A 21289-nucleotide genomic window follows, 5' to 3' on the forward strand; every position below is an offset into this window, starting at 1 on the left:
TAAGTAAAAAATGCATTTTTGATTTAACTATGTTTCGAAAGCTCTCGATATTTTCTAAAAAAAAAAAGAATCCGAAATCGGGATTTCGAAATAACAGAATAATCAGATCGTTCTTACTTGCTCCTCAAGTTTTAGTAAGAAATGAGGTTTCTAAAGAAGCCTGTGTGTTAAGTTATTATGGTTTGTTTAGCTGCATTCCAATACTCGTTTTTTTCTTAAGGTTATCCCAGCATCTTTTTGTAAATCTCGATTGGAAAGAATGGCTTCTTGTTAAATTTCCTGATTATAAAGGACCGATTCTAGCGATTGTAGAGGCTGCATACCGCTCTACAACCAGCAATATTGGTTTAGTGCTGGTAGGAAGCTTCTTTGTCTTTTGTTGGGCAGGGATTCTTATGCTTTTGTCTTTAGAAGATGGTTTGAATAAGATTTTTAGAACAGGTTGGACTCCGATATCTGTACAGAGATTGATCGCATATTTGATCATCACGCTTGTTAGCCCGATGATTTTTATTATTGTTTGTGGGTCATGGATTTATATTACCCAAATTATGCCTGTAGAATATGCGAAACTCTTTTCTTTAAGCCACTCTATTACTGTTTTATATATTTTTTCACGATTAACTCCCTACCTATTCATTTATTTAGCGTTATTTTGCTGCTACGCCTTTTTACCTAGGGTCTCTGTACAAAAGACAGCAGCATTAATCGCTGCCTTAACAGCAGGAACCCTATGGATCATTTTTCAGAAGGTTTTCTTCTGCTTACAATTCTACTTATTTAACTACAGTTTTACTTATGGAGCTTTGGTCGCACTACCTTCATTTTTACTCCTTCTTTATCTTTATGCTATGATTTATCTTTTTGGAGGATCGTTTACTTTTCTTATTCAAAATCAGGGATGTAATTTCATTCTTCCTACAGAAAAGTACTTGCCAAATTGCTATATAAAACTTGTGGTATGTACCTATATTCTTTCTGTGATATCCAGAGATTTTGATATAGCCTCAACGCCCCCTACAGCAAAGACTATAGCAAAGCATTCTAAGATTCCTATCGGAGAGATCTCCCAATGTTTGGATATCCTAGAAAATGAAGGTTTAATTCTTTCTTATAAGAAAGCGTATAAGCCGACGCATAATATTTCAGGACTCACTATTAAAGATATAGTAGAGCAACTCCTTCACCTGAAAACCTTCAATCAAATCCATCCAGACACAGCGTTAAGCTTAATACAAAGTAGTCTGAGAGATATGTTTGATCAAGCAACGAAAAGTCCTTATAACCTAACTCTATCAGATATCGCTGGAAAGATAAAATGAAACGAAGATCCTGGTATAAGACTTTAGGGATAAGTATAGGCTTAGGAATTTTCCTAACGTTTATCTATTTCCTACCACCTCTACTTTCTCAAGGATCAGGGAAATATCTCTTTCTATCTTTGATCCATAAGGAAACAGGACTTTCCTGCGATGTTGAAGATTTGAAGTTGTCTTGGTTAGGACCTCAATACGCTAAAAAAGTAAAAGTTGTTGGAAAAGATAAAGTCGGGGAACTCTTCTCTGCAGAGAAGATAGAAATTGACGGATCTTTATTAAGATTACTTCTTTATAAACGTCCAAAGGGTATAGCCTTATCGGGATGGTCATTACAAATTGATGAATCCTTAACTATAGACAAACCTTCAGTAGGAAATCTCGATCCCGGAGTGTTTGCTTCTTATTTAGCGCATAGCTCCATACTTTCCGAACATGGATCTATAAGTATGAAGACGGTCAAGGGGTCTACATTAGTACTATCAGGCTTTTATGTTGAAAAGACTCCAGAAAAGCTAATAGTTAAAGGAATTGTTACGGAAGACAATGTTAGCGGAAGAGTATTCATAGAGAGTATCTTTGCTCCAAAGGTTAATATTACCGCAGAATTAAACTCCGTGCCCGCATCCTTTTTTAAGCTATTTATAGCTTCTCCTGTTACAGATCGTCTTCTTTCCGAAGAGGATATTATAGATCTTCATGCTGCTGCTGCTCATAGTAATGGAAAAATCTTAATGACAGCAACAGCTCAGGGAAGTCAAATTCAAGCGAAACTTCAAGGATACATTCATCAGTCTATGTTCTATATTGTTGAAGGCAGTCCTTCATTTATAGAATTACAACCGAAAATTGCTTCCTTGTTATGCTCAGAATTACTTTCTTTTCCTACGGAAATTTCTAGCCGGCAGATCCGAGCGCATATCTCTAATGCAAAGATTCCTTTAGACCTTACCCAATGGAGAACTATAGAAGCGACCTTACAAGCTAATCTTCCTTTAGTTTCCCTATCTCCAAAAGACCCGAATCTTTCCATACAGATGAGAAATGTCGATTTGGGAATTAAGAAAGGCGCACGGTATACAAATATTCGAGGATCTTCAGTAGCTGTATTTGGGGGTGCCGCACAATCCTATATTAATGGGATTATGACTATTGATAATAAAAAACACCGTACGGAATTTCTCCTACAACAATCGATGCTACCTCATACGTATTTGCGTGCGTTATTCCCACGACCTTTTGTCATTAATATCCCCTTAGAAGTTCCTTATTACTCTTTAGAGATTCGAGGTGAATATAAAAATTCACAATTGAAAGCCGAAGCAGATCTCGATAATTCCCTATTAAAGATGAATTGCACATCTTCAGGAACTTTACAAGCTTTGCTATTTCAAGGTAGTGCTACCTACCATCTCGAAGACAACTTAAAGAAAAAATTCTCCCAACAATTTTCCTACGCTGAAGCTACATTTTCAGGAAAAGTTCAGATAGCGAAAAAACATATCTATTTCCCCAAGTTTTCAGGAAAAATCACTGCTGGAGAAAATGAAGTTTTCATTCATGGAAAATTTGGAAAACCTAACGAACCTATACGTCCTGATACCTGTTCTACTTTAGTTCATGGCAAGCTCTGCGATCTGCCGTTGAGCATGATTTCGTCAAGGTTAATTCCCCTACAACTTACTAAAGCGAGTTTTTCTTTTCATACAGACGGTGCAAGATATCTTACTAAGGGAAATGTACAACTTATGGTTGAAGATCCTGAAGATCCTATGCTTCCTCCTTCTAGGATACTTATCCCCGATGTTTTAGTTTCTATTGTGGATCCTCAAAAATCTATAGATATCAATAATATAAAAATTCAAAGTGCTGGCGAAGTCGTTGACTTCCCTATTGATAGGATTCTTAGGATCCAACAAAAAGAAGCTACCTTATCTACCTATATTGGTCCTACAGGAGATATGACATTTTCTGTCCTCTATAATCCAAAAGAAGAAGACAGGCTTATTCTTCACTCTTCTGTCAAAACAGAAGCTCTTAAAGGTGATGTAAAGCTGATTATGGATGATTCCCTAACTTTATCTTCAAAAACACAGGGGACTTTACAATGGGAGATCACTCCAGAACGCTATGCAGGGTTCTTTGATAAAGCTTCGTGTTCCCCTTCATGTACATTACATAGGACAGCTACAGCTAGATTGGATATTTATAAACTCTCTTGTGCTCAGCAAAAATCAGGACTTTCTTGTCTTTCTTTACTTACAGAGGGAGGTTTTGAAGGATCGTTATCAACAAATCCTCTGATTTTTTATGATCATGTCTCTAAAGAAACCTTTATTATTAACAATCTATCAGGATCGCTATACTCAAGTAATCTAGATACCAAAGTACAGTATGACCTACAGGGCAGTTGTCTTGTACCAAATCAAGATAATAAAACTTCTGCAGAATTTCTTATTCAAGGTTCTGTAGAGCACTTGCTAAATCCATCACAAAGGGAATTTGAGCAAACTGCAGAATGGAAACATATTCCCTCCGCATTCATCACAGGAATATTCCCAATTTCTCCGAATGTAAAAATCAAAGTTTCTTCGTTAGCAGGGCAAAGAATTAATGTGGCTATGAGTCATCATTTTCTCAGAGGTGAAGGACCTATAACTGTAAAAGTAGATTCTGCAAACCTTCAAGCATATATTCCTCTCATCTTAAAAGAAAAAGCTATTCTCCTAGAAGACGACCTCGTAGCTACTCTACATATTAACGAAGAAATCAATAAGGCATTTTTCCAAGAATTTAACCCGTTAATTTCAGGAAACGCCTATTCACAATATCCAGTTTTAATACAAGTAAGCAAAGAGAACTTCTATCTACCGATTTCTCCTTACTCATTTGAAGAATTTCGAATTCAATCTGCAAGTTTAGATTTTGGTAAAATTTCCATAGCAAATACAGGAACCATGTATGATTTGTTTAAATTTTTAGACATTGAAGAGAGTAAACAGTTCGTAGAATCGTGGTTCACTCCTATATTCTTCTCAGTACAAAAAGGCTCTATTATCTGTAAGCGCTTCGATGCACTAATTGATAATAGAATACGCCTAGCTCTTTGGGGGAAAACTGATATCATTAAAGATAGGATTTCTATGACATTGGGAATTGATCCCGAAGTCATTAAAAAATACTTCCATAATACCTCACTAAAAACAAAGAACTTCTTTCTTATCAAAATTCGAGGATCTATCTCCTCTCCAGAAGTAGATTGGTCCTCAGCTTATGCACGTATTGCTTTACTAAAGAGCTATACAATTGCAAGCCCGTTCAGTACCTTAGCAGATAAACTCTTCTCCTCTTTAGGAGATTCAACTCCGCCGCAAACCGTATCGCCACTACCTTGGGAAAAACCTCAAGAGACACTCGAAGATAGCAACACTAATAAAAACAAATAATTTTTAATTATCAATATTAATAATAAATAATATTTTATTAATTTAATTGTTTTATTAATGTGCAGATTATAATTAATTATTTGCATAGGATAAAACTATGAGAAAGCGAAACTCTTTCTTTAACCCTACAGCTAACCATAAGAACGAGCCTCTAGCTTCTATGATTCAAAAAACCATAACAATGGTAGAGAAGATAAAAGGAAATTCACAGGATCCTGTGAATTTAGATCTCAATAAGATTCACACAGACATTCAAGAGATCAAGAAAATTTTAACAGAACATACTAAGGATATTGATTGTTTATATACAAAAAAAACGGATGAGAAAGTTCAAGATTTAGAAACGGATATGAGTCTTATGAAACTCTCACTTCATAGTCTTTTAGAAGAGTTGAAGGGTTTAAAGACTCTTGTGGAAGAAGGAATAGATGATTCACTCAATGATCATAGTTATCTTGTCCAGGCAGTTTTGATAGAGATCTATCAGAAATTCTTACCCCTGTCTGGAGGGATGCTCACAGGCAATATTGATATGAATAATCATACGATTTTAGGATTGGAAACTCCTAAGAATCCTAAAGATTCTCACGCAGCATCAGTAGGGTATATAGGGAGAGAGTTACGTCCTATAGTCGATAAACTTAATGAAACATACGAAAAAACTAAAAGCCATGATAATTCGATAACAACTTTTAACTTTCAAATGATGCCGGTATCTGGGGGAAAATTTCGTGGTATTGTAGATATGGATGGTTATAGAATTACAGGATTAGCAAATCCTAAAGAACGATCTGATGCAATATCCTTGGATTATCTCGAGCGTTATTTAGAAACACGATCTCTTCCCGAAGGGGCTGTAGAAACTGTAGCACCGCCTCAAGTTGAGCATATAGAAACCAATCTTCTTTATTCAACAGGATTGAGTCATGAGGTGGATTACCCCCTTCCTCTAGAGTTGCTTTCTCAAGGAATATTAGGATTTACTTGGGGAGCAAGAAGCTCCTCATTCTCGGGGAAATTTCCTATAAATTCTTTAAAACATCTCCTATCTCATAAAGAGCAGAATTGTTTTGTATTAGACGATAATATTTTATATGGAAAATATTCTGGAATCTATACCTGGGATTTGACTCTTAAAGCTCTAATTCCCTCAATCTTAAAATGCAAAGATCTCAGTGTCAAATTGAGAAGCCACTATGATTACGCTTCTTGGAATGATAAGGAAGAGATTCAAAGTAATACAAGCTATGTGGAGATACCTCTACATCATGCAGGAACCATAATGGTAGGAGGATATAGCTATGATATAGTAGAGGTGGCTCCTGGAAATTCTCGGGTATTTACTATTCCTGAAAATTGCGGCGGTGTGTCGATATATTTAGAAAATGATCAAGATGGAGCTTCTCCTCAAGATCTTTATATTGTGCAGGCTGCCTACTCCTGTAGCTGGAGACGCTACTAATATTTAGGGAACAGCTGCAAAAATGCAGCTGTTTATTAAATTATCGTGAAGAGTTTAAATAGAGATTGAGAGGATGATCGTTATCTAAAGCTCCGTAACGTTTATCGTACGTGCTAATAATTTCTCCCTGATCTACAAGATAAACACGATCTAGACATCCCTGAACAAAGTGCATATCGTGAGTCGAGACGCCTAATGTAAGGTTTTGATCTCTTAAGGATTCAAGAAGACGTCTAAAGGCAGAAGTTGAAAACGGATCTAACGCGGATGTAGGCTCGTCAAAAAGTAAGGTGCGTTTATCCATACATAGAGAGCGAACTATAGCTACACGTTGTTTTTGTCCTCCAGAAAGATGATGAGGATAGCTCGTGGCAATGTCTTCAATATCTAAAAGCTTTAAAAGATCAAACGCCTTGTCTTTAGCCTCTTCTTTGCTTCTATGCTTTACGATTATTTGAGGATGCACACAGTTATCTAAAACTGTCATATGCGGGAAAAGTTCGGGTTGTTGAAAGACTAGTGCCGGAGTCTCCCCTTCTATCGAAATATCGCCACTTGAAGGCTCTACCAAACCTACAAGCGCACGTAATATGGTTGTTTTCCCAGAACCGCTCTTGCCAACAAAGAGTGTAATGTGCCCCTCTTCTAAGGAGAACGACACTTTCGATAAAATATGCTTATTATTTATTGAATAAGCAAGATTTCTTACCTTAACAGTCATAACCCCTCCTTTTTTCTAGCAATCTAGCGACATAAGAAAACAATGATGTCATAAGCAAATACAAAATAGCGCAGACGCTGTACATTTCCATAGGATTTAGCTCTCTAGAAACAATATCCTTACTTACTTTAGTAAGTTCAGGAACCCCCACAACCATTAAAATGCTACTTTCTTTAATCAAGGCAACGAACTCATTTGTTAAAGAAGGTAAGATGTTTTTAAAAACCTGTGGGTAGATAATGTACATGAAAATCTGCGACTTTTTATAGCCTAAAACTTTAGCAGATTCCCATTGTCCTACAGATAGAGCATTAATTCCCCCACGGATATTTTCTGCAAGATAAGCTGAGGAATTGATACTTAAAGCAATTAGTCCCGCCATTAGTGGTGTAGGATCCAGCCTAATAATGGAAGGGAGACCAAAATAAAATATGAGAATTTGAATGAACAGCGGTGTACCTCGAATTACCGTAACGTAGAGATTTCCTAGCCATCGCGTAATGCGGCATGGAAAATAACGTGATGTGATTGTTCCGATAATTAAACCCAATAAGGAGCCACAAAGTATGGAGATTCCGCTAACGAATAACGTATATCCACAACCGCGTAATAGCACCCTTGCTGTAGCAACCAAATGTTCCATAAATCAGCTATGCATATTTATTTACTCTCAAAGCATAATCATGCGCTTAATCTGAAAAAACTAGCAAGAAGTTTTCTATATCTTTGATTATCAAGGAAATCATTGACTCTGCAATAGGTGTAATAAAAATTGTATCATCTCCGGCTAAAGTTCCTAAGATGTTTTCTGAAAACTTGTTGTCAATTAAGCCAGCTATCCATGAAGCAGATCCCGGAGCTGTTCGGATAACGATTAGAGAAGAATTATGCCGAATAGAAAAAACCAAATGCTTAATATTGGACTCATCTATTGAAGGAGGAAGAGAATAACGCGCCCCTTTTTCTCCAGGAATCTTTATTGCATGAACCTTTCTTAACCAACGAGACACGGAAGATTGTGTCATTGCAATCCCTAGAGAAGAGAGTTTTTCGCAAATTTCTTCCTGAGTTGAAGCCCCTTCTTTATTTAAAATTTCTTTTAAAGCTTCGTCAACTGCTACATTTTTTTTCATTTCGCCTCTTGAAGTTTTCCTTGCTGATATTCAGAAGACCATTTTACTATAGAGCACTGGTTTATATTTTTCTTTGGTTTTTATGCTTACCCTTGGGTTGGAGAGCTCTTGTGATGAGACGGCTTGTGCCTTGGTAGATGCTAACGCACAAATCATTGCTAATGTAGTTTCTTCACAAGAAGATCACACATCTTACGGGGGAGTTGTTCCTGAATTAGCCTCTAGAACTCATCTAAAAGTATTCCCTTCTGTTGTGAAATCCGCTTTAAAAGAGTCAGGGGTTTCTTTAGAGGATATTGATCTTATTGCAGTAACAAATACACCAGGACTCATAGGTTCTTTAGCTATAGGTGTTAATTTTGCCAAAGGTTTAGCTATAGGATGCCAAAAACCCGTTATTGGTGTTAATCATGTAGAAGCACATCTTTACGCAGCCTATATGGAAGCAGAAAATGTAGAATTCCCCGCTTTAGGCTTGGTGGTTTCTGGAGCCCATACGGCTATGTTTTTGATGGAAGATCCTTTAACTTATAAGTTAATAGGGAAAACTCGAGACGACGCTATAGGAGAGACTTTTGATAAGGTGGCGAGATTCCTTGGACTCCCCTATCCCGGAGGCTCTTTAATAGAAAAAATTGCATCCCATGGGTGCGAAGAATCTTTCCCTTTTTCTCCTTCTAAAGTTCCAGGATATGATTTGTCTTTTAGTGGATTAAAAACTGCTGTTCTTTACGCAATTAAGGGCAACAACAGTAATAATCGTACACCCCTGCCAGAGCTTTCTGAGAAAGAAAAAAGTAATATTTCAGCATCTTTTCAAAAAGCTGCTTTCACGACCATTGCACAAAAACTTCCTAATATTGTAAAAAAATTTTCGTGCAGATCGATACTTGTCGGAGGGGGAGTAGCAAACAATAGGTATTTCCAAAACTTATTGAAAGACACTCTAAATTTGCCTTTATACTTTCCTTCTTCTAAGTTATGTACGGATAATGCTGCAATGATAGCAGGATTAGGACGAGAGCTGTTTCTCTCAGAAAAAACCACTTTAGGAATTACTCCATGCGCAAGATATCATTGGGAATCTGTCTCAGCTTCCTTATCTCCTCTTCTCTAATGCTTCATGGATGTAAAAACTTTCGCAAACCACAAGATCATCTCTCTATAAATATGAAAGACGATCCGAGGTCTTTAGACCCTCGCGAAGTTCGGCTGCTTTCTGATATTAATTTAATTAAGCATATTTATGAGGGATTGGTTCAGGAAAATACTCATACAGGACATTTAGAGCCGGCACTCGCAGAAAGCTATTCTCTATCTGATGATGGAAAGACATACACCTTTCATCTAAGGAAAGCATATTGGAGTAATGGTGATCCCCTAACTTCTGAAGATTTTATTGCCTCTTGGAGGCAAGTTGTAAATCAAGAAGTTTCAGGAGTCTATAGCTTTGCTTTCGATCCTATTAAAAATATTAAGAAAATCCAGCAGGGAATACTCTCTAAGGAGGATATAGGTTTTCATGCTGAAGATGATAAAACGTTAGTTATTGAACTGGAATCCCCAACCTCACATTTTTTAAAGCTTCTAGCTTTACCCATTTTTTTCCCGGTTCATAAGGATCAACGACAGTCTCAATTAGCTTTACCTATTGCTAGCAGCGCCTTTTATCCTAAAAAAATCAAACAAAAGCAGTGGTTGCGTCTTGAGAAAAACCCTTACTACTACAATCAAGAGCAGGTTCAAACTCAAACAATCACTGTGCACTTTATTCCTGATGCAAATACTGCTGCCTTATTATTTAATCAAGGTAAACTGCATTGGCAAGGCCCTCCTTGGGGAGAGCGCATTCCAACAGAAACCCTATCGCGTCTACAATCCAAGGGAAATCTCCATTCTTTTGATGTTGCAGGAACTTCTTGGTTAACTTTTAATATAAATAAGTTTCCCCTTAACCATACTAAGCTAAGAAAGGCTCTTTCCTTAGCTTTAGATAAGGAATCATTGGTTTCTACAATATTTTTAGATAGAGCTAAACCTGCGCAACATTTATTGCCAAATAGTTTACACACCTACCCAAGTTTAGAACTTCCTTCTAAAGAACAACGCAGGTATCTTGCTAAAAAACTCTTTCAAGAGTCTTTAGAAGAGCTAAAGATCTCAGAGAAAGATTTAGAAAGCCACTCCTTAGTCTTCCCCGCAGGTTCTTCGGCAAGTGCTTTACTTGTTCAGATGATTCGTGAGCAATGGAAAGATATCTTAGGATTTTCTATTCCTATAGCAGGAAAAGAATTTTCTCTCTTGCAAGCAGAATTAGCCTCAGGGCATTTCTCATTGGCTACAGGAGGATGGTTCGCAGATTTCTCAGATCCTATGGCATTTCTCACGATTTTTGCTCATCCTTCAGGAGTGCCTCCCTATGTATTAAACCATAAGGACTTCATGACACTTCTAACAACTATTCAAGAAGAAAGGGATCTAAATAAGCGTAATGAACTAATTTCACAAGCGTCTCTATATCTCGAAACTTTCCATATCATCGAGCCGATTTATCACGATGCTTTTCATTTTGCATTAAATAAAAAGCTATCGAATTTTAATTTTTCTCCTACAGGAGTTGTAGATTTTCGCTATGTTAAAGCACCCTAATTTTCCTTAAATAGACAGAACAATCTATTGACAATTGACCGCACATATGTGAGTGCAAAAACTCACTACTATTTTATTCGATTATAGTTTTTTATCTCTCAATGTAATTTTAATAATCATATTAATTAATTTTTTAAACTTTCATCTTGTTATAATAAGAAGATGATTTTATCATGTTCCGACAATTAATGTTTTTAGATTTATTTATTACCTATTTTCGGGAATCTGAGAACTAGTTCAGCTGTTTTAATTTTTCTAAAAAAATTAGTTTAGGAATATTCTTTGCGCAAGATATTGACGAGCATCGGCTTCATATTCTTCACTACCCCCTCCATATTATTCCATGGATGTACGAATTTTCAGCATTCTAAAAATCTGTCTATTAATATGAGAGATGATCCCAGATCTTTGGATCCTAGACAAGTTCGTCTTCTCTCTGATATGAATTTAACACGACACATATACGAGGGGTTGATTCAAGAAAACACATCGACAGGACATTCTGAACCAGCACTCGCAGAAAGCTTTTCTTTGTCCAATGATGGAAAGACCTATACTTTTAATTTAAGACAAGCTCATTGGAGTAATGGCGATCCTATAACTTCTGAAGATTTTATTGCCTCTTGGAAACAAGTTATTAGTAATGAAATTCTCAGTGTATATTCTTTTGCTTTCAATCCTATTAAAAATGTTGAGAAAATTCAGAAGGGTCTAACTTCTTTAGATAGTGTTGGTTTTTACGCTAAGAATGATAAGACTTTAGTTATTGAACTAGAGTCTCCAACTTCGCATTTTTTAAAGCTTTTAGCTTTACCCGTGTTTTTCCCTATACATAAGAATCAACGCCAATCACCTAGTATGATTCCGATTGCTAGCAGTGCCTTTTATCCTAAACAAATAAAAGAGAAACAATGGCTAAAACTTGAGAAAAATCCTTATTACTATAATCAAGAACAAGTTGATATTGAGACGATCACTATACATTTCATAGCTGATCCCAATACCGCCTCTCTTCTGTTTAATCAGGGAAAAATTGATTGGCAGGGGCCTCCGTGGGGAGATCGGATCCCAATAGAAACTCTATCATATCTACAAACGCAAGGAAGTCTCTGCTCTTTTGATGTTGCAGGAACTTCTTGGTTGATTTTTAACGTAAATAAGTCACCTCTAAATCACCCAAAGTTAAGAGAAGCTCTTTCTCTAGCTCTAGATAAAGAAAAATTCGTTTCCACAGTATTTTTGGGAAGGAAAAGATGCGTAGAACATATTTTGCCAGATAACTTACATACCTATCCAGATACAAATAATTCTACACTCGAAGAGCGTAATAGAAAGGCAAAAAGATTATTTAGAGAATCTCTTGAAGAGCTTAATATTTCAGCAAAAGATTTAGATGGTCTTCCATTGATATTGACCCCAATATCCTCTGCAAATGCTCTTTTTGCTCAAATGATACGTGAACAATGGAAGGATATCTTAGGATTTACAATTTCTATAACCATAAAAGAATTTGCTCTTTTACAATCCGATTTGTTTTCTGGAGATTTTTCATTGGCAATATGCTGTTGGTATGCAGATTTTTTTGATCCCATGGCATTTCTCACAATTTTTGATCGCCCTACCGGTATCCAACCCTACATGCTGGATAGAGAAGACTTTACGCTGCTAATAACAACCATTCACAAAGAAACAGACTTAGAAAAACGTAAACAACTTGTTTCTCAAGCGGCATTATATTTAGAGAACCTTCGTATTGTTGAACCTCTGTACTACGACATTTTTTATTTTACCTTAAATGAAAACATATCCAACATTAGCTATTTTCCTACTGGAAATGTAGATTTTCGTTATGCAAAAGTCTCCTAATTTTAAATAAAAATATAAGGTTAACTACTTAGTCAAACGGAACTTATTTTTATTCGGACCCCACCATAGTTTAAATCTAACCACCCAATTTCATCTGAATTTGAATTCCTATATAAGCATAAGTAAGTTTCTTCGTAGTTATTTTTATTCTTTTTTTGTTATTCTATATATTTTTATCTATGTCACGAGGCCTCAAGCACGATGGAAATGACAAGTAATGAAAATAGAGATACAGAGAGAACTTTTCCTCCATGCCCACCCTGTGTGATGGTAATCTTTGGTGCTACAGGGGATCTTACAGCGCGGAAATTATTTCCAGCATTGTATCATCTGATCAAAGAAGGCAGACTATCTGAAAATTTTGTTTGTGTAGGTTTTGCTAGAAGAAAGAAAAGCCATGAACAATTTCGCGAAGAAATGAAGCAGGCAATACAAAATTTTTCACGTGCTCAAGAGCTCGATATTCGTATTTGGGAAGAATTTGAGTCTCGAATATTTTATCATGAATCAAATTTCTCTTCTGAGGAAGGCTACGCTTCATTGAAAGAAAGACTTGAAGATATCGATAAGAAATACGGAACAGAAGGGAACCGTTTATTTTATCTATCAACACCTCCAGATTATTTCCCCGAGATTATTGAAAACATTAACAAACACAACCTTTTCTATCATGATCAAGGAGAAGGTAAACCCTGGTCTCGAGTAATTATAGAAAAACCCTTTGGTGTCGACCTACAAAGCGCTAAAGAGCTACAAAAATACATAGATGATAATCTAGATGAAGATTCTGTCTACCGTATAGATCATTATTTAGGGAAAGAAACCGTACAAAATATCCTTACGATACGTTTTGCTAATACCTTATTTGAATCTTGTTGGAATTCTCAATACATTGATCATGTACAAATTAGTGTCAGTGAATCTATAGGCATAGGCACCCGAGGCAACTTCTTTGAAAAATCAGGAATGCTTCGTGATATGGTACAGAACCATATGATGCAGCTACTGTGTCTATTAACTATGGAACCTCCTTCAATATTCAATTCTGAAGAAATTAAAAAAGAAAAGATCAATATTCTTAAAAAAATACGTCCTTTTTCTAAAGAAGATGTTGTCCGTGGGCAGTATGGTCCTGGAGAAGTACAAGGGGTATCTGTTCTTGGCTATCGTGAAGAAGAAAATGTAGCCCCAGATTCTATGATAGAGACCTATGTTGCATTAAAGATGTTTATTGATAACCCGCGTTGGTTGGGAATTCCTTTTTATCTTCGAGCAGGAAAGCGCCTTTCTAAACGTTCTACGGATATTTCTATTATTTTCAAAAAATCCTACTCGACTCTATTTGAGTCCGAGGCTTGTCCTATATGTCCTGTAGAAAATGATCTTTTAATTATCCGTATACAACCAGATGAAGGCGTTGCACTGAAATTTAACTGTAAAGTTCCTGGAATGAATAATATCGTACGTCCTGTGAAGATGGATTTTCGCTACGACACTTATTTTAAAACGACAGCTCCAGAAGCTTATGAGAGATTACTTTGTGATTGCATTCTAGGTGATAGGATTTTATTTACCTGTAGCGATGAAGTTATGGATTCTTGGGAGCTCTTTACACCGATTTTAAAGCGATGGGAGCAAGATTTTTCTGATGTGCATTTTCCTAATTATGTTGCTGGATCCTCAGGCCCTAAGGAAGCCGAGGAATTATTACAAGCTGACGGAAGAAGTTGGCGTCCCCTGTAACTTAACTTTATTTTGAGACAATTATGGCAACATTAGTTAACTTTAACGACACAAATAAACTCCTACTCACAAAAAAACCAGAACTATTCATCGATTTGGCAAGTAAGGATTGGATAGCAAGTGCTAATAAATCAATCAAACAACGAGGAGCTTTTTACGTTGCTCTTTCTGGAGGAAAGACTCCCCTAGAAATTTTTAAAGAGGTTGTACGAAATAAAGAGAAGATCTCCGATCCTACAAAGATCTTTCTATTTTGGGGAGATGAAAGAAATGTGCCCCACACATCTTATGAAAGCAACTACGGACAGGCTATGAGTATTCTTCGGGACTTATATATTCCTGAGGAACAGGTTTTTCGTATGGAACCTGAAGATCCTGACGGAGCTAGAAAATATCAGGATCTCATAGAATCTATAGTTCCTGAAGCAAGTTTTGATATGATTATGCTTGGGCTCGGTGAAGATGGCCACACCTTATCATTATTTCCAAACACATTAGCTTTAAAAGAACAAGAGCGTCTAGTGATGTTCAATAAAGTTCCACAATTAGAAGCTGAGAGAATGACTCTTACTTTACCTGTTGTCCATAAAGCAAGACATATAGTCGTTTATGTTCAAGGAGAGAATAAAAAGCCTATTATTAATAGTATATTTTTCCCCAAAGATAAGCAGTCGCAGCCTTATCCCATAGAGCTCATTGGACAAGCGAAAACTCCCCTATTTTGGATTCTTGCTGCGGATACTTATGACTCGAAAGATTTCGATTCGATTTCGTCGCTTTATAAATTAGATGTTATCTAATTTATAAATTCGCAAAATTTTCTTCCTTAATTCTGTCCCGATCTTATAGCTTCGTCATAGCTTGGAGGGAAGTCAGAATAGGGAGGAGGATTATCCGAATAAGGAGGAGCACTTGGTGTCGGAGATGGGTGCCCGGTACCACGCGGGAATTGTCCTATATTTAGATAGGCGCGCTCCATGTGATTAAATAGCCTTTGAGGATATTTCACTATAGCCTGCTGCACTACCATCTGACTGATCGTGTTTCTATCATATTCATTAGGATTATTCAGAATTTGATCCGCAACCATAGAATAGAGAGTTGCACTATTTAAATGTAGAACAGCAGCTTGTTGTTTTTTGGCCATGTATACGGAAGCAATCATAAAGCTTATGAATCCGATAAGTATTAAGCTTCCTCCCCCAGCACAACAGCCAATAATAGCTGCGGTAATAGCAGCAGCGGCTAGAGGCCCGGAAAAGAAAATCCCCAATATAGCTCCTGCAGCTAATGCTAATAGGGCAATAGAGCAAATAATAGCACAAACTAAGAAGGCAATTTTTGAGGCTCTATAATTTTTGTAAGCAGAAACTAGCTCTTTATTCGCCTCTATACTAACTAAAGCAGCTGATTTTGATCTGGCACCTGTCTGATCATTAATACGGAAGCTTGCTAAACTGTGGGTAATATCTTTGTTAGTACGTTGTAATTTAGAAATCTCTTTAGAAGTACTATGGATTTTCATGGAGCTTAAAATAGCAGATCCTAGGGAAGAACCAAAAATTCCTAAAATTAAAGTGGCAAGAATACCGAAAACAAAAGCAACGACAACAGAATCTCCGCTGCCTCCTGATCCCCCGCCGCGACATAAATTACATAAAGCATTTATCCAAAGAACGTGCTCAACACAATGAAATACAGCGCTTGAGGTCGACATGATAGCGAATGCTGTCTCTAGTTCAGGAGCCGTGCCTGTAGGCTGTAGGGCAGAGCTAGTTGCTGCCAATCTATTTATTAATGCGGAGGTTGCTCGAGACCGATGTAGTAAAAAACGATAGGCAGGAGAGTTTGAATCTAATTCTGTAAAATCTAAAGCCCCTTGATTCGTAAGATTTAAAATCGAGAGGCGGGTATCTTCATTAGATGCTAAGAGCTTACTATTTAAAGAAGGAGCCGTCATGTTTATTATTTCTTATATAAATTAAGTGATCAGGATAAAATTATAAATCATTTTAACTTTTATCTCACGATTATATTTTCAATTAATAAACAAGATCTTTACAATTTCTTTATTTTTTAAGAATTCATTACCATTTAACCAGATTGGCTAAGTATGCTGGCGTACTTTCCATAAAACAAACAGCTGAATCTAAGGATCCTAGATCCGCATATCCATTTTGGTTGGCTTTATAAACGAGTATAAATCCTTGAAGGATAGAGCCTATTAAAGGTAAAAGTATTAAATGCTCTGTGATCATTTCTGTTCTTAATCTACCAAAAGCTTGTCTTAAAGACACTTCCTCGTCCCCTCTACATGGAGCAGTAATCAGCTGGAATAGGAATTTTAATGTTTTAGCAACTATTTTTATAAGCAAAATAGCCCAAGCTAACACACTCACAATTACAGAAATTACGGGAAATGTGATGAGATCGAAAGCTATGCACGAAGTTTTTTGCGAAGTTGAATATTCGCTAATATCTTCATTACCAAAAGTTAAATAACACGCCATGGTAAACCCTTAAACTTGATAAATACTAATTTCTATTACTTTGATTTCTTATTCTATCTTCTTCCATAACCTCTTCATAGGTTGGTGGAAATTCTGCATAAGGAGGAGGAATAGGAGGCGGTGGGGGTATGGAACTTCCTCTATGAGAAGTTGAAGTTGGGACAGAGGTAAGGATCTCTTGTATTCTAGTTCTTTGTACATGTTCTAGTTGCTCTATATTACGTCTTCGCATGGATGTTTCGGAAGGAGTAAAAAGAGGAAAGACTTCAGGATCTAAAAGATCGCTATAAGGACTCAAACAGTTTCTAGCTACTATAGAAGCGAGATTACCAGAATCTTGAGAAGATGATGTACGGATTTGTTCACTAATATGCAAGCAAAGCAGAGAACGGTGAATAGAATCAATTGCAGATTGTCGGCGATCACGGCCACAGTTAGCGTGCGGGATAGAAAGCATCCCTAAAAGAAGAAACGCAAGGCCTCCTCCACCTAATGTCCATGCTGCCGGAGACATAAAAAATACATCCGAAAAAATACCACCAGCATTAAATGCAAATATACATCCCAAAACAAACGCTATGATGGCCAATACTGAAAGTATCGCTGTGGCGAGAGAAAATATTTTCCAAGCAAGTAAAGATAATGCAGATTTTCTAGCGTGATTTAAAGCTGATGCTGAAGCTAAATAGCCCCCTCGTTTAAATGAAGATATATTATTACTTTCATTAAGGAATCCTATGATTTTCTTCTCAATACGATAGAAGAGAAAACTCTTTTGCACCAGTGAGCAAATGTTAATCGTACTTCTTATCACGCTACCGATAGTATTTTGATAGATAACATTAATGACAGAACAGAGCTCATGAATAAGCATGAGAAAAAGATTAGAACTTTCCGACAAGTCAAAACAGAAGCTTCCTTGTGAAGAAGAGCATGTAGAATATTCTGACCCAAGCTTCACAGCAGGATGCGTTTCTGTCTGAAAGTGAGGAGATGTTTCTAAAGTGAAAATGTTGTTTATAATTGATAAATTATTGATATCAAGATTATTAACAAACTGAGAACCTATCAGTTTCGCCAGCGGACCGTCTTCATATTTTGTGATTTCATAAATAGAGTTTTCAGTTGTAATAGAATCTAAAAAACCTAAAACCATACCGTTAGGATTAAGATTATCTATAGGATTTGCCATTAGATCAGTTATTTTAATAATAAAAATATGAAATTAACGAGGAATTATATTTCGAATAACCCCTTTATTTCAAATCATTTTGAAATGTGAACATAAGACATTGAGTTATATTTATTAAAAACTATTTGATAGTATATTGATTGCAAATAGAAGGAGATTTTCCTATCCTATTCCTGTATTTTTAGTTTCTAAAAATTTTATTAAACGGTATTTCTTCAATGCCCATTTACCGTATTAGTGATAAAATCCTACCTTTATGTAAGTGCCTTATATAGGCAAAGATTTGATAGTGGTTATGTTAAAGAATATTTTTTATATTATTATGGGACCTCCAGGGTCAGGGAAGGGCACGCAATCGCAACGTCTTGCTAATCACCTGGGCCTCCCCCACATTAGTTCAGGAGATCTTTTTCGATCTGCTATAAAATCAGAGACTCTCCTAGGAATCAAAGCTGCAGAATATATAGATAAAGGTCTTCTTGTTCCAGATGATCTTGTTTGGGAGATTATAGAAGAAATGTTAGTCAAACCGGAATACCAGTCGGGATGTATTATTGATGGATTTCCGAGAACTCTAGACCAGGCGGTTCTTCTTAATGATTTCTTACTTAAGTCTAATACAAATTATCTTGTGATACAGTTGGATGTTTCCGATGAAGAGATTGTTCGTAGAATTCATTCTCGCTTTATTTGTCCTTTATGTAGTTATGTCTATAACCAAAGCCAAGGTTTTAGTGAATGTCCGACGTGTCGTGTTAAGTTGGTTCGTCGCTCTGATGATACTTTAGAGGTTATTCATAAGAGATTAGAAAGTTATGAAAAATCCACAGCTCCTGTAATTAACTACTATGAAGATCTAGGAAAATTAACGCATATTCCTTCTGAAGCATCTCCTGATGAAGTTTTCCAAAGTATTTTATCTTGTATAAAAATCTAGGCTTGAAAGTAAATTTTTACTGTAGATAAGAAAGATGAAACACTATCAACTTTATGCATCTGTTTCAGACCTTTCATCTACGAACGGTGATTTAGAGACGCAATTACTTTTTGGCGAGCGTTTACTTTTTAATAAGGATACATACTACGCTTACTCTCAGCTGATTCTCGATCACGCTCTTTGGCGTCCTTATCCAGTTAAACAGGTATCTTCGAAAACTTCATTCTCGTTCTTGTCTCAATATATTTTACCCAATGCAGTTATTAAGTCTTTTAACGCCTTTTTAGAACCATGGCATATACCCTTACCCTATGGTTCTCCATTATCAATAGATTCTCGAGGTAAAGTAAATCTTCCTAAAGAAATTAAAAATGGAATGAGGAGTCCTTTTGATAGGGAAGTTCCTTTTTGTAATATCAATCATGTACGTTTTTGTAATGCACCATTATCTATAGATCTTTTACTTAAAGAATCTGAGAATTTTTTAGATCTTCCCTATGTGTGGGGGGGACGTTGTGTTCACTCTTCTCTCATAGATTACGGATTAGATTGTTCAGGATTTATGAATATTCTGTTTCAAGCGAATGGATTGAGTATTCCCAGGAATGCTAGAGATCAGTATAAAGATTGTGACCCAGTTCAGTCTTTTAAAGATCTTCCTCTTGGAGGTTTTGTTTTTCTTCAAAATGATCAAGAGACACAGATTTCTCATGTAATGTTAAAGAAAAGTCCGACATGTTTAATTCATGCAGCTCAAGCTCCTGGAAAGATTGTGTATTTCCATTTAGGAATAGATATAGAGTTTAGAAAAAATAGATTTCAAACCCTCAATAAACAAGGACAAGTATTTTTTGGAATGCCTAGAAAGAGAAAAATTTTCTTCTAGATATAGTGTAAACCAAAGAATTTTCAAGATTATTGTGAAATTTAGAAAATAAAAAAGCAGACTAATCATCCTGTGAAAGTATCTTCGCCTGCTTTTGATAAAACGGATTTTAGCGTTTAGAGAATTGGAAGCTCTTACGTGCTTTCTTATGTCCGTATTTTTTACGTTCTTTCTTTCTAGGATCTCTAGTAAGAAAGCCGTGACTTTTTAATTCTTGTTTTGAATCAATGTTCTTTTTCAATAAAGCTCTTGCCAATCCCAAGCGAGTCGCAATTACTTGTCCTTGAATTCCACCACCATTTATACGGATAACTAGGTCAAATTCATTGATGTTTCCAAGAACTGTCGTTAATGGGGAGAGAATAGTAACTCTTTGAATTTCCAAAGGAAAATATTCATCAAAGGCTTTTCCATTCACATCAATTTTACCAGTTCCTGGACGAAGGCGAACGCTAGATACCGCTTGTTTTCTTCTTCCAGTAGCTACTGATTCTTCTATTGTATTTTTTACCACAACTTACCCCAAATTAAACATCTAATAAAATCGGCTTTTGAGCTTCAAATGTCTTGTAAGAATCCCCTTTTAATATTCTTAGAGATTTCAACTGACGTTTACCCAAGCGAGTTTTGGGCATCATACCTTTAATTGCGTGCTCGATAATATAAGATGGTTTTTTAGCTAACATATTTTCGAAAGGAATTTCACGCATGCCTGAAATGTATCCTGTATAGTATCGATATATTTTTTGACCTTTCTTAGCCCCTGTCAAATGCACCTTTTCAGCATTAATAACGATAACACCATCACCCATAGCTATGTGAGGCGTGTAAGTTACTTTATGCTTGCCTCGCAAGATTTTTGCCACCTCTGAAGAAAGTCTTCCCAAGGTTTTCCCTGTAGCATCGATAACATACCAAGACTTATTCTGAGCGTCAGATGCTTTAGCAATGGTTGTTTTCGTGTCTTTTCTTTTTTCCATAGTAATATAACCGCCTTATCAGAAGGAGGAATTATAAATTTGTGCAATTTTTTTTCCAAATAAAAAGCAACAAAAGCAATCTTGAGACGCATTTCCAAAAGATAATTAATACAAGTTGATCCTTTTTGTGAAGGAAAATCAAATCCTCTTTATCGTGCTTATAGAACTACAAGGAGGCATTCTCCTCGCATTCATGGGTTATTAAATGCTATTTACTCTAAATAAGATAGCTTTATTTTACACAACAAGATGGCAGTTATTGTTTTTCTTTTTTTAAGAATCTTATTTACAGAGTCATAACGAGCAAAACATGGCAGTATTACAATAAAGTTTTTAGTAGAAGTGTATGATTGCTATAATGCCTAGGTAGAAACATGTCTTGATTCCTAAGCGTGTACTTACAGACATCTAGATTATAGGGTTTTTCAACTCTAATTCACACAAGCTT

General features: G+C 36.2%; 18 protein-coding genes. 10 read left to right on the forward strand and 8 right to left on the reverse strand.

Annotated elements, in window-relative coordinates; translation table 11 throughout:
• Positions 1–29: 29 nt before the first annotated feature.
• The 3 genes from O1W70_RS00085 (at position 30) to O1W70_RS00095 (ending at position 6224) form a co-directional block, all read left to right on the forward strand.
• A complete protein-coding gene (locus O1W70_RS00085; protein ID WP_375797232.1) occupies positions 30–1322 on the forward strand; it encodes a YhjD/YihY/BrkB family envelope integrity protein in 1293 nt (430 codons plus the stop codon).
• Positions 1319–4762 (forward strand): hypothetical protein, encoded by a 3444-nt coding sequence (locus tag O1W70_RS00090; protein WP_332381457.1) that lies wholly within the window; start codon positions 1319–1321, stop codon positions 4760–4762. Before O1W70_RS00085 ends, O1W70_RS00090 begins: the two co-directional genes overlap by 4 nt.
• A gap of 97 nt (positions 4763–4859) precedes the next feature.
• Positions 4860–6224 carry a hypothetical protein gene (locus O1W70_RS00095; protein ID WP_332381456.1) on the forward strand — a complete coding sequence of 455 codons (1365 nt, stop codon included), beginning with the start codon at positions 4860–4862 and terminating at the stop codon, positions 6222–6224.
• 40 nt (positions 6225–6264) lie between these two features.
• Here the strand turns inward: O1W70_RS00095 and O1W70_RS00100 are convergent, their stop codons facing one another.
• The 3 genes from O1W70_RS00100 to argR are packed head-to-tail and all read right to left on the reverse strand — an operon-like array spanning position 6265 to position 8078.
• The gene (locus O1W70_RS00100) at positions 6265–6945 is read right to left on the reverse strand and encodes an ATP-binding cassette domain-containing protein (RefSeq protein ID WP_332381455.1); all 681 of its coding nucleotides are present in this window, start codon (positions 6943–6945) and stop codon (positions 6265–6267) included.
• Positions 6935–7588, reverse strand: a complete 654-nt coding sequence (locus O1W70_RS00105) for an amino acid ABC transporter permease (RefSeq protein WP_332381454.1) — start codon at positions 7586–7588, stop codon at positions 6935–6937. Before O1W70_RS00105 ends, O1W70_RS00100 begins: the two co-directional genes overlap by 11 nt.
• A 46-nt stretch (positions 7589–7634) precedes the next feature.
• Entirely contained in the window at positions 7635–8078 is a 444-nt protein-coding gene (argR, locus tag O1W70_RS00110) for an arginine repressor (RefSeq protein ID WP_332381453.1), read from the reverse strand.
• Between the two features lie 82 nt (positions 8079–8160).
• Here argR and tsaD point away from each other — a divergent pair, with 82 nt between their 5' ends.
• From tsaD to pgl, 5 genes are all read left to right on the forward strand, one after another.
• On the forward strand, positions 8161–9195 hold the full coding sequence (tsaD, locus tag O1W70_RS00115; protein WP_375797233.1) for a tRNA (adenosine(37)-N6)-threonylcarbamoyltransferase complex transferase subunit TsaD: 1035 nt from the start codon (positions 8161–8163) through the stop codon (positions 9193–9195).
• A complete protein-coding gene (locus O1W70_RS00120; protein WP_332381451.1) occupies positions 9141–10727 on the forward strand; it encodes a peptide ABC transporter substrate-binding protein in 1587 nt (528 codons plus the stop codon). The genes tsaD and O1W70_RS00120 overlap by 55 nt, the downstream gene beginning before the upstream one ends.
• Before the next feature lie 282 nt (positions 10728–11009).
• Complete coding sequence (locus tag O1W70_RS00125; protein ID WP_375797234.1) at positions 11010–12593, forward strand: peptide ABC transporter substrate-binding protein; 1584 nt, start codon at positions 11010–11012, stop codon at positions 12591–12593.
• A gap of 201 nt (positions 12594–12794) precedes the next feature.
• Positions 12795–14336: a glucose-6-phosphate dehydrogenase gene (gene zwf / locus O1W70_RS00130; protein WP_332381450.1), complete on the forward strand. Its 1542-nt coding sequence runs from the start codon at positions 12795–12797 to the stop codon at positions 14334–14336.
• A 23-nt stretch (positions 14337–14359) separates the two neighbouring features.
• Positions 14360–15136, forward strand: coding sequence for a 6-phosphogluconolactonase (gene pgl / locus O1W70_RS00135; protein WP_332381449.1), 777 nt, complete (start codon positions 14360–14362; stop codon positions 15134–15136).
• Between the two features lie 26 nt (positions 15137–15162).
• Here the strand turns inward: pgl and garD (O1W70_RS00140) are convergent, their stop codons facing one another.
• The 3 genes from garD (O1W70_RS00140) to garD (O1W70_RS00150) all read right to left on the reverse strand — a co-directional run bounded on the left by garD (O1W70_RS00140) (position 15163) and on the right by garD (O1W70_RS00150) (position 18038).
• Positions 15163–16296, reverse strand: a complete 1134-nt coding sequence (gene garD, locus O1W70_RS00140; RefSeq protein ID WP_332381448.1) for an inclusion membrane protein GarD — start codon at positions 16294–16296, stop codon at positions 15163–15165.
• A gap of 127 nt (positions 16297–16423) precedes the next feature.
• A complete protein-coding gene (locus O1W70_RS00145) occupies positions 16424–16846 on the reverse strand; it encodes a hypothetical protein (RefSeq protein ID WP_332381447.1) in 423 nt (140 codons plus the stop codon).
• A 25-nt stretch (positions 16847–16871) separates the two neighbouring features.
• Complete coding sequence (gene garD, locus O1W70_RS00150; RefSeq protein ID WP_332381446.1) at positions 16872–18038, reverse strand: inclusion membrane protein GarD; 1167 nt, start codon at positions 18036–18038, stop codon at positions 16872–16874.
• 295 nt (positions 18039–18333) lie between these two features.
• Between garD (O1W70_RS00150) and O1W70_RS00155 the strand changes: the two genes are divergently transcribed.
• Positions 18334–18975 carry an adenylate kinase gene (locus tag O1W70_RS00155; RefSeq protein WP_332381445.1) on the forward strand — a complete coding sequence of 214 codons (642 nt, stop codon included), beginning with the start codon at positions 18334–18336 and terminating at the stop codon, positions 18973–18975.
• Positions 18976–19009: 34 nt separating this feature from the next.
• Entirely contained in the window at positions 19010–19861 is an 852-nt protein-coding gene (locus O1W70_RS00160; protein ID WP_332381444.1) for an NlpC/P60 family protein, read from the forward strand.
• Between the two features lie 109 nt (positions 19862–19970).
• Here O1W70_RS00160 and rpsI read toward each other — a convergent pair whose 3' ends face one another.
• Positions 19971–20375, reverse strand: coding sequence for a 30S ribosomal protein S9 (rpsI, locus tag O1W70_RS00165; protein ID WP_332381443.1), 405 nt, complete (start codon positions 20373–20375; stop codon positions 19971–19973).
• A 13-nt stretch (positions 20376–20388) separates the two neighbouring features.
• Entirely contained in the window at positions 20389–20841 is a 453-nt protein-coding gene (gene rplM, locus O1W70_RS00170) for a 50S ribosomal protein L13 (protein ID WP_117274320.1), read from the reverse strand.
• Between the last annotated feature and the right edge of the window lie 448 nt (positions 20842–21289).

The sequence above is a fragment of the Chlamydia sp. 16-02 genome, from assembly GCF_042235055.1.
Taxonomy (GTDB): Bacteria; Chlamydiota; Chlamydiia; order Chlamydiales; family Chlamydiaceae; genus Chlamydia.